The 14,698-nt window shown below is 72.5% G+C and carries 9 protein-coding genes; 5 read left to right on the top strand and 4 right to left on the bottom strand.

The annotated features are described in order from the left end of the window. Positions 1-9: 9 nt before the first annotated feature. From ACH47Z_RS21830 to ACH47Z_RS21810, 5 genes are read left to right on the top strand one after another with little or no spacing between them, the layout of a single operon-like run. Positions 10-3,261 carry an amino acid adenylation domain-containing protein gene (locus tag ACH47Z_RS21830; protein WP_399076034.1) on the top strand — a complete coding sequence of 1,084 codons (3,252 nt, stop codon included), beginning with the start codon at positions 10-12 and terminating at the stop codon, positions 3,259-3,261. Between the two features lie 42 nt (positions 3,262-3,303). After that, positions 3,304-4,308 carry a TauD/TfdA family dioxygenase gene (locus ACH47Z_RS21825; RefSeq protein ID WP_399076032.1) on the top strand — a complete coding sequence of 335 codons (1,005 nt, stop codon included), beginning with the start codon at positions 3,304-3,306 and terminating at the stop codon, positions 4,306-4,308. Continuing rightward, entirely contained in the window at positions 4,305-5,375 is a 1,071-nt protein-coding gene (gene sbnB / locus ACH47Z_RS21820) for a 2,3-diaminopropionate biosynthesis protein SbnB (protein WP_399076030.1), read from the top strand. The genes ACH47Z_RS21825 and sbnB overlap by 4 nt, the downstream gene beginning before the upstream one ends. A 36-nt stretch (positions 5,376-5,411) precedes the next feature. Beyond that, positions 5,412-6,473, top strand: coding sequence for a 2,3-diaminopropionate biosynthesis protein SbnA (gene sbnA, locus ACH47Z_RS21815; protein WP_399076028.1), 1,062 nt, complete (start codon positions 5,412-5,414; stop codon positions 6,471-6,473). A gap of 58 nt (positions 6,474-6,531) precedes the next feature. Then, the gene (locus ACH47Z_RS21810; protein WP_399076026.1) at positions 6,532-7,623 is read left to right on the top strand and encodes an alpha/beta fold hydrolase; all 1,092 of its coding nucleotides are present in this window, start codon (positions 6,532-6,534) and stop codon (positions 7,621-7,623) included. 10 nt (positions 7,624-7,633) lie between these two features. Here ACH47Z_RS21810 and ACH47Z_RS21805 read toward each other — a convergent pair whose 3' ends face one another. The 4 genes from ACH47Z_RS21805 to ACH47Z_RS21790 form a co-directional block, all read right to left on the bottom strand. Next, the gene (locus ACH47Z_RS21805; RefSeq protein WP_399076024.1) at positions 7,634-10,573 is read right to left on the bottom strand and encodes a hypothetical protein; all 2,940 of its coding nucleotides are present in this window, start codon (positions 10,571-10,573) and stop codon (positions 7,634-7,636) included. Between the two features lie 2 nt (positions 10,574-10,575). Beyond that, entirely contained in the window at positions 10,576-12,423 is a 1,848-nt protein-coding gene (locus ACH47Z_RS21800; protein WP_399076022.1) for an HSP90 family protein, read from the bottom strand. 50 nt (positions 12,424-12,473) lie between these two features. Next, positions 12,474-13,460 carry a hypothetical protein gene (locus ACH47Z_RS21795; RefSeq protein ID WP_399076020.1) on the bottom strand — a complete coding sequence of 329 codons (987 nt, stop codon included), beginning with the start codon at positions 13,458-13,460 and terminating at the stop codon, positions 12,474-12,476. A 184-nt stretch (positions 13,461-13,644) separates the two neighbouring features. Then, positions 13,645-14,481, bottom strand: coding sequence for an alpha/beta fold hydrolase (locus ACH47Z_RS21790; protein WP_399076018.1), 837 nt, complete (start codon positions 14,479-14,481; stop codon positions 13,645-13,647). Between the last annotated feature and the right edge of the window lie 217 nt (positions 14,482-14,698).

Raw genomic sequence — 14,698 nt, 5'->3', positions numbered from 1 at the left:
GGCCATTCGATGGGAGCGCGCATGGAAGCGGACCGGGAGTTCTGGAGCCGGGTGCTGACCGCCGGCGGTGTCACCACGGTGCCGCGGTGGGTCCGGGAGCCGGCCGAGGGAGTGGCCGAGCACGAGACACCGGTGCCGGACGACGTGGCGGGCGCGATGCGGGAACTGGTCCGGCACCGGGGCGTGCCGGTCAGTGCGCTGCTGCTCGCCGCCCACGGCAAGGTGCTGGCCGCGCTGTCCGGCGAACCGGAGGTGGTCACGGGGTACACCACCGGTGTGCGCGGTGAGCCGCTGCCCTGCCGGCTGGCCGTTCCCCCGGGGTCCTGGCAGGCCCTGCTCTCGGCCGCCGAGCACGCCGAGGCGGAGGTGCTGGCGCACCGGGAGTTCCCGGTGGAGAAGCTGCGGTGGGAACTGGGGCTGACGGAGCCGCCGTACGAGATCGTGTTCGGTCCCCTGGGAGCCGACGGGGCCCACGCCGACGACGGCGTCCTGCACGTGCGCTGGTCCGACCGGGGCGGACGGCTGACGCTGCGCCTGCGGTACCGCACGGACGTGCTGGACAGCGTGGCCGCGGCTCGTATCGGGGGCTACCACGTGACGGCGCTGCGGCTGATGACGGCAGAGCCGGAGGCCGACCACACGCGCCGGAGCCTGGTGTCGGCCGAGGAGGAACAGGAACAGCTGGAAGGCCTGGCCGGACCCCGCCGGCCGCTGCCGGACGCGCGGGCACACGAGCTGTTCGAGCAGCGGGTACGGGCGCATCCGCGCGCGGTGGCGGCCGTGCACGGCGCGCAGGAGTGGACGTACGACGAACTCAACCGGCGTGCCAACAGGCTGGCGCGCGCGCTGCTGGCGAGGGGCCTGGGCCGGGAAGACGTGGTCGCCGTCGTCACCGAGCGCGATCTCGACTGGCTGGCGGCGGTGCTGGCGGTGTTCAAGGCGGGCGGCGTGTACCTGCCGATCGAGCCGCACTTCCCGGCCGGCCGTGTCGCGGCAACGTTGTCGCGGGCGGGATGCCGGCTGGTCCTGACCGAACCCGGCAGCACCGACACCCTCGACCAGGCGCTGGCCACGCTGCCGGGAGTCGAGAAGCTTCTGGTCGGCACCGCGTACGCGGAACCGCACGCCGACGACGACCCCGGCGTGGAGATCGCCCCCGGCCGGCTGGCCTACATCTACTTCACGTCCGGCTCCACCGGCGAGCCGAAGGGCGCGATGTGCGAGCACGCGGGCATGCTCAACCACCTCCACGCCAAGATCGACGACCTGGCGATCGGTGAGGGGTGCGTGGTGGCGCAGACGGCCCCGCAGTGCTTCGACATCTCCCTGTGGCAGCTGCTGGCCCCGCTGCTGGTCGGCGGGCGGACCCTGCTGGTCGAGCAGGACGTGATCACGGACGTGGAACGGTTCGTCGACACGCTGGAGCGCGGCCGGGTCGGCGTGGCGCAGGTCGTGCCCTCCTACCTGGAGGTCGTGGTCTCCTATCTCGAACAGCACCCGCGCACGCTGCCTGACCTGCGGTGTGTGTCGGTGACCGGCGAGGCGCTGAAACGGGAGCTGGTCCAGCGCTGGTTCGCGGTCCAGCCGGACATCGGGCTGCTCAACGCCTACGGGCTGACGGAGACCTCGGACGACACCAATCACGAGGTCCTTCAGGAGGTGCCCGACCGGGTGCTGCTGGGGCGGGCGGTCAACAACGTGCGCGTCTACGTCGTCGACGAGCACCTGTCGCTGGTACCGCTGGGCGCCCCGGGGCTGATCGCGTTCGCCGGTGTCTGCGTGGGCCGGGGGTACGTGAACGATCCCGAGCGGACCCGTGAGGCGTACCGGACGGACCCGTACCGGCCCGGTGAACGGCTCTATCTGGGCGGCGACTGGGGGCGCTGGCACCCCGACGGCAAGCTGGAGTTCCTCGGCCGCCGCGACAACCAGGTCAAGATCCGTGGCTTCCGGATCGAGATCGGCGAGATCGAGAACTGTCTGCTGCGGGTGGAGGGGGTGCGGGACGGTGCGGTGGTCGTCGCCGAGCGGGCCGACGGCAGCAGGCATCTGATCGCCTTCTACACCGGCACGGCCCGGCCGCCGGAGGTGCTGCGCGAGGCACTCGGCGCGGCGCTGCCCGCTTACATGGTCCCCTCGGCCTTCCACCGGCAGGACGGTCTCCCGCTGACGGCCAACGGCAAGATCGACCGAAAGGCCCTGACCAGGCTGGCCGAGGAGTCGGCGCCGGAAGGGGAGGCCGGGGACGCTTCCGGCTCGCTGAGCCCGAGCGAGCGGAGGCTGGCGGCGGCCTGGGCCGAACTGCTGGGGGTGCCCGAGCGGCGGATCGGTCGCACGGACCACTTCTTCGACCTCGGCGGCACCTCCCTGACCGCGGTCAGACTCACCGTCGCGCTCGACCGCGCGGTGTCCCTGAAGGACGTCACCCGGCACCCGGTGCTCGCCGACCTGGCCGCCGTCCTCGACGGCGCGGCCGGGCAGCGCCCGGAGCTGCTGGTGCCCCTGTCGGACGGGGGCGGTGCGCCGGAGTGCGCCCTGGTGTGCTTCCCCTACGCGGGCGGCAACGCGGTCAACTACCAGCCACTGGCGAGCGCGCTGGCGGGCACCGGCCCGGCGGTCCTCGCCGTGGACCTGCCCGGTCACCAGCCGGCCGCGCACCCGGAGCCGTTCGCGTCGATCGAGCAGGTCGCCGAGCAGGTCGCCGCCGAGATCACGGCGCGTGGTCTGTCCCGGGTCATGCTCTGGGGTCATTCCTCGGGCGCCGCGCCGGCCGTCGAGACGGCCAGGAGGCTCCAGCGGCGGGGGGTGCGCGTGGAGCGGGTGTTCCTCGGCGCGCACCTGCTCGGCACGGCCGTCGAGCGGCGCACCGCCATCGATGAGCTGACGAGCCGGAGCGACGCCGAGATCGCGGCGCGGCTGACCGCGGACGGCGGCTACGCGGAACTCGCGGAACTGAACGCGCGGCACGCCGAACGCATCGGTGCGGCCTACCGGCACGACTGTGTCGGCGCGCACCGCTACTTCCGCGCGGCCCTGGAGAACCCGCCACCGGTGAAGCTGTCCGCGCCGGTCTCGGTGGTCGTCGCCGCCGACGACCCGCACACCGATGGTCACGCCCACCGCCACCGGGACTGGCTGCTCCTGGCCGAGCACGTCGATCTCCACGAACTCGCCGACGGGGGCCACCACTTCCTGCGCACCCGTCCGGCCGAGGCGGCGCAGGCCGTGCTGAGCGCCGTCACACCACTTGCCTCCTCCTGAGCCCCGACGAACCGCGGGCGGCCGACCCGAAAGGAACCCGAGATGCCGTTCTCATCCCTGGCATCACCGCTCGATGTGGAGCTGCGGCCGGACAAGCCGGCGCTGCTGTGCGTCGATCCCCCGGAAGACGCCCCGAGTTGGGCGGCCGAGTACCGCGAGGCGCTGCGCGCGCAGGTCACCGAGCACGGGGCGCTGGTCGTCCGCGGGCTCGGGCTGCGGGACACCGACCAGGTCGGTGCCGTCTTCGCGCGGCTGGCCGGCAGTCTCCTGACGGAGCGGGAGACCTTCGCCCCCCGTCAGGCCCTCGGCCCCGGGCTCTACTCCTCCACGACCTGGCCGGCCAACCAGCCGATGTGCATGCACCACGAGCTGAGTTACCCGCTTCAGGTGCCCGGCCTCATGCTGTTCGCCTGCCTGACCGCGCCGGAGCAGGGCGGGGCGACGGCGGTGGCCGACGCCGAACAGGTCCTGCGGGCACTGCCCACCGGGCTCACCGAACGGTTCGAGCGGGAGGGCTGGATCCTGACCCGCACCTACAACGACGAGATCGGGGCGAGCCTGACGGAGTCGTTCGGCACCCACGACCACGCCGAGATCGAGCGCTACTGCCGGGCGAACGCCATCGACTTCACCTGGCAGCCCGACGGGACGCTGCGCACCGAGCAGCGCCGCGGTGCCGTCGTCCGGCACCCCGTCACGGGCCGGAGCTGCTGGTTCAACCAGATCGCCTTCCTCAACGAGTGGACGCTCGCCCCGGAGGTGCGCGAGTACCTGGTGGACGTCTACGGCGAGGACGGGCTGCCGTTCAACACCCTCTACGGCGACGGCAGTCCGATCGGCGAGGACGTCGTCCAGCTGATCAACAGCGTCTACGAGGCACACACCCGGCGCGACCCCTGGCACGCCGGTGACCTGCTGCTCGTGGACAACATCTCCACCGCGCACAGCCGGGAGGCGTTCACCGGGGAGCGGCAGGTACTGGTCGGCATGGGCGAGCCCCTCCGTCCGGCCGGCCACGGCCCGGCCCGGGAGGCGAGCGAGCGATGACCGACGTACTGTCGACCGACCCCCGGCCGGGCGTGCCCGAGCGGTCTTCCGCGCCGACGTTCGCGGTGATCAGCGGTGAGCAGGTGCGGCAAGCGCTGGGCGGGCGCGAGAGACAGCTCATGGAACTGGTCGAGGCCGCCTACCGGCTGCACGGCGCGGGAGACTCGGTCAACCCGCCGTCGTACTTCCTGCGCTTCCCGGACCGGCCCACGGCGCGGATCATCGCGCTGCCGGCCTCCATCGGCGGACCGGACCGCGTGGACGGCCTGAAGTGGATCTCCAGCTTTCCGGCGAACGTGAGCGCCGGGCTGCCACGGGCCTCCGCGGTCCTCATCCTCAACGACCACGACACGGGCTACCCGTTCGCCTGCCTGGAGAGCTCGATCATCAGCGCCACCAGGACCGCGGCGTCCGCGGCGCTGGCGGCCGACTGGCTCAGCCGCGGCCGGACCCGCCCCACCCGCGTCGGATTCTTCGGCACGGGGCTGATCGCCCGTTACATCCACACCTTCCTGCACGGCACGGGCTGGGCGTTCGAGACGGTCGGCGTGCACGACGTGTCCGCCGACAGCGCCGACGGCTTCCGCGGCTACCTGCGGCAGGCCGGCACCACCGCGCGGATCACCGTCCATGACAACGCCGAGGACCTCGTCCGTGCCAGCGACCTCGTGGTCTTCGCCACCATCGCCGGCCGGCCGCACGTCACCGACCCGGCCTGGTTCGGCCACAACCCGCTGGTCCTGCATGTGTCGCTGCGCGATCTGGCCCCCGAGATCCTGCTCGGCTCGGCCAACTTCGTCGACGACGTCGAGCACTGCCTGAAGGCCGACACGTCCCCCCACCTGGTCGAACAGCTCACGGGGAGCCGCGACTTCCTGAACGGAACCCTCGACGACGTCATGTCCGGACGGGTCGCACCGCCCACCGACCGGCCGGTGATCTTCTCGCCCTTCGGACTCGGTGTTCTCGACCTCGTCGTCGGCAAGTACGTCTACGACGAGGTGTCCCGGACGGGCGATCTCCGTCTCATCGATGACTTCTTCCACGAGCTGCGCCGGTACGGCTGAGGCTGTCGTCCGCGGCCTGGCAACAGGAGGCCCGCCTTGCCTGTCATTACCGCTCCCTACGCCTTCAACGAGGGTGACCTCTTCGTCGACCTGGAGTCGATCTGCGGAGGCCCGCTCTATCTGAAGTGCGAGGCCTTCAACTTCGCCGGATCCATCAAGTTGAAGGCCGCGAACGAGATGGTGGAGAGCGCCGAGCGGGACGGAGTCCTGAGGCCTGACTCCGTCCTGGTCGAGTCCTCGTCCGGGAACCTGGGCGTCGCGCTCAGCATGATCGCCGCCAGCAAGGGTTACCGGTTTCTGTGTGTGACGGACTCCCGCTGCAACCTGTCGAGCAGACTCCTGATGGAGGCGCTCGGCAGCGAGGTGCACGTGGTGGCCGACCAGGACTCCAACGGCGGTTTCCTGGGCACACGGATCGAGTACGTCCGTACGCTGTGCGCCTCCGACGACCGGTACGTCTGGCTCAGCCAGTACACCAACGAGGGCAACTGGCTGGCGCACTACCGCACGACGGCTCCGGAGATCGTCCGCCAGTTCCCGGACGTGGACGTCGTCTTCGTCGGGGCGGGCACCACCGGCACCCTGATGGGCTGTGCACGCTACTTCCGCCAGTGGCACCGCCCGGTGCGGGTCGTCGCCGTGGACGCCGTGGGCTCGGTGACGTTCGGCGGCGAGCCGGGCCGCCGGATGATCCCGGGCCTCGGGATGAGCATGCGACCGCCGCTGCTCGACGAGTCCTTCGTCGACGAGGTGATCCGCGTGGAGGAGCCCGACACCATCCGTATGTGCCACCGCATGGCCAGACGCGGCTTCCTGTTCGGCGGCTCCACCGGGACGGTGGTCAGCGGTGCGGCGGCCTGGCTGGCCCGGCACGGAACGCGCGGCGTCACCGCGGTGGCCATCGCGCCCGACCTCGGCGAGCGCTACCTCGACACCGTCTACCAGACCAACTGGCTCCAGGACCTGTACGGCGACCGGGTCCTCGACACCGTGAACACACGGCAGGTGAGCACCGTGTCCCCGGAGACCGAGCCCGCGTCACACAACTCGTCATCGGCGCTCCCCGCACCCGGCGCTCCCCTACACCCGGCGGAGTAGTCACGATGGCTCCCCCCGCAGGATGACCCCGGGTGTGCCATGGGCGATGCTGTGGGCTGTGACAGCTGATCTTCGCCGAGATGGAGCCGAACCCGGGGTCGGAGACGGAGACGGGGGCGCCCGTCCGGCATCCGCTCCGCCGTCGCTCCCTGCCGAGCGCGCGCACCGGCCGCCCCGCTCCCGGCTGCGGCGGTGGCTGCGGCGCGGCGCGCTGGGCTGTGCCGCCCTGCTGGTGGCCGGCACGGCGGCCTCGTTCGTCTACAACGCCGTCACCGCCGGGCGCGCCACGCCGCCGCGCGGGCTCAGGTACGTGCAGGCCGCCGACATCCGCACGCGCTACCAGACCTGGGGTACGGCGGGTCCACCGGTCGTCCTGGTGCACGGCGCCTTCGAATCCGTCGACACCTGGTCACGCCTTGCCCCGCTGCTCGCCCGCGACCACCGGGTGTACGCGCTCGACCTGACGGGCGACGGATACAGCGAGCGCCACGGCCCGTACACCGTCGACCATTTCACCCGGCAGCTCCTGGGCTTCCTGGACGCCATGCACCTCGGCGGTCCGGGCGAGCGGCCACTGCTGGTGGGGCACTCCAGCGGAGCCGCTACGGTCAGCGAGACGGCGCTGCGGGCTCCTGGCCGGCTGGGGGGTGTGATGCTCCTCGACGGCGACGCCCTCGACACCGGTGCCGGGCCGCCGCCGGCCCTCACGTACGTGTTGATCGACCCGTACCGCACCACCCTGCTGCGGCTCGGGCTCGGCATCGACGCGGTGATCCGCAGCGTGTACGACGCACAGTGCGGGCCCGCTTGTCCGCGCCTGGACGCCGCCGGTCTGGATCAGTGGCGACGCCCGCTCCGGGTGCCGGGTGCGGAGAGCGCGCTCTGGAGCATGCTGGCCGCGGGTGTGCCGGGTCTGCCCGCGGACCAGGTGGCTCGGCTCGCCGGGGTGCGCCTGCCCAAGTCGGTGGTGTTCGGAGCCCAGGACGACGTGTTCACCCGGCGGACTCCGCAGGAGACCGCCCGGCGCATCGGCGCACCGCCCGCGACGCTCATCCCGGGCGCCCGGCACCTGACGATGATCTCCAGCCCCGAGGCGGTCGCGACGGCCGTGGACAGGCTCACGGCGGCATCGATCGCGGCATCCCGGTGACTCCGCCGTATCACCCCTCGTCGCGCAGCCGGGCCGCCAGGGAGGTCAGCGGCTCGGTCTCCTCGGTGTGGCCCAGGGCGGTGAGGCGGGAGACCGCCGCGTCGAGGCGGGTGAGGGCGGGGGCGGGGCGTTCCAGGTAGATGCCCTCCACGGCAGCCGCGAGACGGACGCACTCGGCCCACTCGCCGGCACGGTCCTCGTCGGGTCCCGGTTCGCCGAGCAGGGCGAGGGCCTTCTCCAGGGCGGCCAGGGCGGTCTCGTACTCACGGGCGTAGGCGTTGACCCGTCCGTGTTCGTAGGCCAGGGCACTGTCCAGGGAGCGGCCGCGGGCCTCGTACCCCGCGGCGCGGGCCGCGTCGGCGATCCTGCCCGCGTCGGCGAGAAGGGCGAGGGCGTCGGCCAGGCCCTCGGAACCCTGCTGCTGGGCCTGGAGGCGGGCGAGTTCACGCAGGCAGTTGCTGAGCTGCTCGTAGCGCGGGGCCCGGGCGTGGGCGGCGAGGGCCTGGTCCGCGGCCTCGCGGGCCCGGCCGAACTCGCCGGACTCGGCGAGGAGTACGGCGGTCTCCGCGGCGATCATGGCGTGGCTGCCGGGGTCGTCGTCCCAGCCGGCCGACTCGGCCGCGAGGGCGGCGAACTCCGCCGTGGCGGCCTTGAGGTCCTCACCCGCGTTCAGCGCGCGGGCGCGGGTCAGGCGCAGCTGGGCGACGAGCCGGTCGTCCAGCTCTCCGGCGGCGACGTCCGGTTCGGCCAGGAGGGAGTCGAGCAGGGCGATGCAGTCCTCGACGCGGCCCAGGTCGAGGGTGAGCCGGGCCGCGTTGCTGTAGGTGCAGAACGCGTCCGTCCGGCTGCCGTGGCGCAGTTCCAGCTCCGCGGAGCGCGTCAGGTGCCGCAGTGCCTCGTCGGGGCGGCCCAGGTGCATGCAGGCCTCGGCCAGATCACCGTGGAGGCGGGCGGTGTCCACCCTGTCGGCCGGCCAGTCGGCGGCCAGTCGCAGGCTCTCGGTCAGGTCCGCGTGCGCGGCCTGCGCGTCCTTCAGGCCGAACTGGATCCGGCCGCGCAGTCCGAGCGTGCGGGGCAGGTGCCAGGCGGGGCCGTGCGCCTTCAGCCGGTCGAGGAGGGCGTCGACCTCCGTGACCGCGGCGGGCAGATCGCCGGAGAGGGCGTACGTACTGGCCCGCAGCATGAGGGCGCCGGAGACCTGTCCAGCGATGTCGTGCCGGGTGGCGAAGTCGAGCAGCAGGTCCACCTCGGCGAAGACCGGCGCGACGTGCTCCTCGTTCCTCGACGTCTGCAGACGCAGGCCGAGCGCGGTCGCCCGCAGCCGTAGCAGCCGGGCCTCCTGGTACGGGGCGAGGCCGGGCGTCTCCTCGTGCAGCCGGACGAGTGCCGCGTGGGCGGCGGTCAGCGCGGCGGCCTGCGCCTCGGCTCCGTCGGCACGCTCCGCGGGGATCTCGCCTGTGGGGAGCAGGGCGCAGGCGCGGGCGAGCGCCGCGTGACCCGGTGCTCCGGCCTCGTCGTACCGGCTCGCGGCCTCCTCGTACCGGGCGGCGGCTTCGTCGAACCCGTCCTTCTCGCCCGCCCGGCTCGCCTCGTCGGCCAGCAGGTCCGCGCGCAGCCGTACGAGCGGTCCCACGGCCGGGTCGTCGGGGTGGGTGTAGTCGGGGGCGGCGACGAGCGTGCGCAGCCGTGCCCAGCAGGCCGCCGCGTCCGGATGCCCCTGCTCGTCCAACTCCCGTGCCCGGACGATGAGTTCGGGCAGGGACTCGGGGACGGCGGCGGCCGTGCGGGGGGCGGGCGCGGCAGCCGGGGCGACCGGGGCCACGTCGTCGAGGCCGCGGGTGCGCAGGGTCAGTTCCAGTGCGTCCAGCAGGGGGGCACGGTCGAGGCGGGCCCTGCGCAGGTCGGTGTGGGCCGTGGTTCCGTTGCGGGCGTCGAAGCGGGCGGCGAGGTCGTCGGCGCGGCCGCGCACCTCGGCGCGCAGGCCGGCCACCGTCCAGGTGCGGCCCGCGTACCCGGCGGCGGGCAGTTCGCCGTGGCCGAGGAGTTCGACGCGCTGCAGGAGGACCTCCACGCCGGTGAGGAAGCTGAGCAGGTCCAGCGGCGAGTCGACGTCGTCGAACAGGCTCCGGTTCTCTGCAAGGAGTTCCAGGCCGCGTGCCTCGTTGCCGGTCAGCGCGCAGAACTCCAGGTGCCGGCCGACCTCCCCGGACATCGAGGGGTTGCGGCGGCAGCCGCGGTAACCGGCCAGGTGCAGCTCGCGGGCGCGGTCGGTGCGGCCGGTGCGCAGCAGGGGGAGCAGCGCGTACGAGATGGAGCGGGCGGGTTCCTCCTGGCAGGATTCCTTCCCGGCCAGGACGGGCTCCCAGGTGCGCAGCGCCCGCTCGTCGTCGCCCGCCGCGAGGTGGTACCGGGCGCGCTCGCAGATCTCACAGGCCTCGCAGTCGCTGAGCCGGGTGCGGGTACGGCCCGCCCACAGCTCGTAGGCGAGGGCGGTGTCCTCGCCGACGTGGGCGGCGAGCTGGTACGCCTGTCCGTAGTAGGGCTGGAGGCCGAGGCCGGCCTTCTCGTACCGGTCGCGCATCTCCGTCGACCACTGGCGCAGGCTGGCCAGCGGTATCTCGGGAAGCTGGCGCAGGGCGTGGCCCACCCACTTGAACCGCCAGAACAGCATGTGCCGCAGGCGCTCGTCGAAGACGTCGGGCTGCTCGTCGAAGAGGGTGAGCAGGCGGGCGAAGACGACGGGCGACTTCCGGGGTTCGGAGCCGTAGGTGTACGCCTCCTGGAGTTCGAGGAGCGCGTGGACGAGCGGGACGGGCTCCGCGAACTGCTCGGCGGCGTCGACCAGTTCCTCGGCCGTGACGGTGCGGGTACGGCCGTAGGGGCGCCGGTCGTTCTCCTGGAGCGCCTGGTACAGCTCGGCTGTGCTCTGGGGATGGGGTGCGGTAGGCATCGTCAGCTGTCCTTGCGGAGGGCGTGGGCGAGCAGGTCGAGGAAGGAGCGGTTGATGAGGCTCGACTCGGCGGGTTTGAGCGGGCGCCGGGACAGCATCGCGGCCTGCCCGTAGAGGGCTTCGGCGCTGGTGCGGGCCAGTTCGGGCTCGTCGATGGTGACGGCCGTACGGACCAGCGGATTGAGCTGGTTGAGGATCAGCTGGGCCCGCGGAGCCTCCTGACGCAGGTGGCCGAGGATGTCGCCCCACAGGCCGCCCTGCTGCTCGCGGGCGAGCTGGGAACGGGTGCGCTCGTGCCGGGCCTCGCGGCTGTCGAGGAGGAGGGCGGGGGCGGAGGCGGGCTGGAAGGTGCGCAGCGCGACGTCGCAGTCGAAGAGGGCGAGGGCGTCGCGGGCCAGGGCGAGGTAGGCCGCGGCGGCCAGTTCCGTCTCCCGGTCGACGGGGTCGAGGTGGGCGGTGAGCGTGGCCGGGTCGAGGTCGGCGACGCTGACCTCCGGCCGGATCTCCGGCAGCCGGTGGACCAGTTCACGGTCGTAGGTGTAGCCGCCGTTGACGACGCCGAGCCCGGCGGCCGAGGCGATCGCCGCGACCTGCCGGAACTCCTCCACGCTGGAGGTCACGAGCACGGTGCGGTGGGTGCGCGCGAACTCGTCCAGCGTGGCGTGTCCGTCGGTGGTCTCGAACGGCAGCCACGGCAGCAGCATCCGCAGGATCTCGTCGTCGTGCACCGCCAGCGACTTCACGGCCAGGTGGTGGGCCTGGAGAAAGCGGTTGAGGAGGTCCGGGTCGCCGGCGGCGGTCCGGGCGATCCACGCGCGCAGCCGTTCGGTGAGGGCGTCGCGGACCGCGGCGAGGGTGTCGTCCTCGTACAAGGACTCGCGGGACGCCGTCGGGCGCAGGCTTTCGGCGTCGACGACGCAGCGGACGAAGAACGCCCACTCGGGCAGGATCTCCCCGGCCTGCTCGGACAGCAGCATGCCCTTGACGTGCACGCGGTGGCCGTGGCGGCGGCCGGCCGGCACCGCCTCGGGCAGCACGCACGCGATGCCCTTCAGGCCCACGGCCGGCAGGTCCAGTTCGATGGTGTCCAGCGGCGTGAACCCGAAGACCTCCTCGCCGTACGCGGCCAGCGCCCGGGAACGGGATCCAGGCGTGGGGTAGGTACGCGACCAGGGCGCGGGCTCGGGGTTGACGGGTACGCCCGGGCCGCCCGTGCCGTCGTCGAAGGTCACCGGGTGGCGCAGCAGCGAGCCGAAGTGCCGGGCCAGCGCGTGCACGTGAACCGGGCGGGTCCACTCGCCCGCGTCGGCTCGCGGCGTCAGTGTGACGGTGGTGCCGGGCCGGGGGCGGGCCGAGGCGGGCAGGGTGCGGACGGTGTAGCTGCCGTCGCCGCGTCCCCGCCACTCCACGACGGGCGCGTCGGGGGTGCGGGCGGACCGGCTCAGGACATGGATCTCGTCCGCGACCAGGAAGCAGGACAGCAGGCCGATGCCGAACTGGCCGATGAAGTCGGCGCGTTGCTCGGCGATCTGCTCGGCGCGCTTGCTGCTGCGGCCGATGGTGGCGAGGAAGGTGTGCACGTCGGCCTCGGTGAGACCGACGCCGTCGTCCTCGACACGGACCACCGAACCGTCGGCGTACAGGCGGATGCCGAAGGCGTCGGCGGGGGCGACCGGTTCCAGGCCGTGCCGCGCGGTCAGCGCGTCCACCGCGTTCTGCAGGAGTTCGCGCAGGTAGACGCGGGGGCTGGAGTAGAGGTGGTGGGAGAGGAGGTCGACGAGGCCGCGCAGATCCACCTGGAAGGTGCGGTCGGCGCCGACCGGGATCGAAGGGGTGTCGGGCAGAGTCATCGGGCAGTCCGGGGTGAGGTGAGCGACGTGCGGCGGGTGGGGTGGCGGGTTCAGGCGTTGCGCCGGGCCCGGGCGTACATCTCTTCCGGCTTCGCCATGTACCTCCAGGGCCACGAGGTGTAGGCGCCGCCCAGCTCGCGGAAGACGCGCGGCAACACGAGCCTCTCGGAGGCCAGGGACAAGGCCATGGCGAACATGTTGAAGTCGTGCTGCCAGCCCGGACGGCGCACATAGGCGGGGTGGAGGATGCTGCGCTCGGCCGATTCCAGCAACTCGTCCTGGATCTCGGGCGCGATGAGGCAGTTCTTACGGTCGGACTCGACCCAGTCCTCGATGTACGCCATGGCGATCACACAGCCGAGGCGATGGCCATCGGGCGCCCCGGTGAACGCCGCACGGGCGAACGCCAGGGCCTCGCCGGGCTCGCCGCCCCAGCGGGGCTGCAACTGCGACACCCACTCGACGTGGGTCTCCAGGTCCAGCGGGTCGCGGCGCAGGGCGGCGTCGAGCCGGGTCTCGTTGACGGCGGGGCCCAGCGACATGCCGCGGCCGGAGGTGAGCAGGCGGCGCCACGGCGTGACCCATTCCGGCCGCGACTCGGCGGCCTCCAACAGCTGTTCCTCGGCGATGTGGAGCCGCTCGTGGAAGACCCGCCACTGCTCCTGCGTGACGTCCACGGCACGCGCGCGGGTGCGCGCCTCCCAGCCCCAGCTGATGTGGCGCGCCCCGGATATCAGCAGGGCCGTCGCCCGGTGCTCCTTGTCCTCCTCGGCGGCCCGGCCGATCCAGTCCTGCACACCGTCCAGGTCGGCCAGCTCACCGAGGACCAGATGGTCGCGGCCGAGATCGAAGGGGGCCAGCGCCGCCTTGACCGCCGCCCAGTCACCCGCCCCGGCCGCCTCCACCAGCGCGAGCACCCGCGCGTCGCCGAGCGCGCGCAGCGTGTACATCCCGTTCTTCTGCCGGCGCGGGACGGGAAGGGCGTGCGGATCCGCCGCCGGTCTCTCCGCACCCCTGCCGAACAGCTTGCCGAACATGCCGCGCCCTCCCCAGGTTCCGCGTGATCGTCCGGTGCAGCATAAGCGGCCCCACCGACACCGCTCCCCAGGGTTTCCACCGGTGTGTACGACAACGCGACAAGGACCCCGACCGTCAGGTCGAGGCCCTGGGACTGTCATGGTTTTGACCGCAGGCCCGCCGGGGCGGGCCTGCGGCGGGAGGTCACTTGCTCAGGAAGGCGAGGAGTGCCGCGCTGACCTCCTGCGCGTGGGTCCACAGCAGGCCGTGGGGGGCGCCCTCGATCTCGACGTAGTCGGCGGACGGGAGCGCCTTGTGGAACGGGCGCGCGGTCCCCTCGACGGGCAGGATCCGGTCGCCCGTACCGTGCAGGATCAGGGCCGGCACGTCGATGGCCGGGATGTCGGCGCGGAAGTCGGTGTACCAGGTCGACGGCGCGGCGGCCGCCGCGAAGAAGCCGCCGCCCGCGGCGACGTTCCAGCTGTTGCGTACGGCCTCCTCGCTGATCCTGGTGCCGAGGTTCTCGTCCAGGTTGTAGAAGTCCTTGTAGAAGTCGGTGTAGTACGCGTAGCGGTCCGCCTTGACGGCCGCGACGACGCCGTCGAAGAACTCCTTCGGGGCGACCCCGTCGGGGTTGTCGTCGGTCTTGAGCAGGCAGGGCTCCAGCGAGGCCAGGAAGGCGACCTTGGAGACCCGGGCGGAACCGTAGGTGGACACGTACCGGGCGACCTCTCCGGTGCCCATGGAGAAGCCGACCAGGACGGCGTCTCGCAGGTCGAGGGTCTCCAGCACGGTGTTCAGGTCGGCCGCGAAGGTGTCGTAGTCGTACCCGGTGGTCGGCTGGCCGGACTGTCCGAAGCCGCGGCGGTCGTAGGTGATCACGCGGTAGCCGGCGTCGAGCAGCACGGCGCTCTGCCGCTCCCAGGAGTGGCCGTCGAGCGGGAAGCCGTGGATGAGGACGACCGGCTGCCCGGTGCCGTGGTCCTCGTAGTAGAGGTCGATGGTGGTGGAGTTCTCCTGGCCCACGGTGATGTACGGCAAGGTGTCGTTCCTTCTTCCGGAGTGACTGGCGTGTTCGCGGCATGCGCGGCACGGGATGTCGTCACGCTAGGGCGGACGTCTCGCCGCCTGTTGTCCTTCAGCGCATCGCTGCTTGCCTGGAAGTGCCAGGAAGAGCGGGAAGAGGGAAGAGGACGAGCACCCCTCACAGGCGCGGATGGACCACAGACGGTGCACCGGCAGACAAGGCGCCCTCGTC

The organism is Streptomyces sp. NPDC020192 (assembly GCF_044388685.1).
Classification (GTDB): Bacteria; Actinomycetota; Actinomycetes; order Streptomycetales; family Streptomycetaceae; genus Streptomyces.
This window is presented reverse-complemented; position numbering and strand designations above follow the sequence as displayed.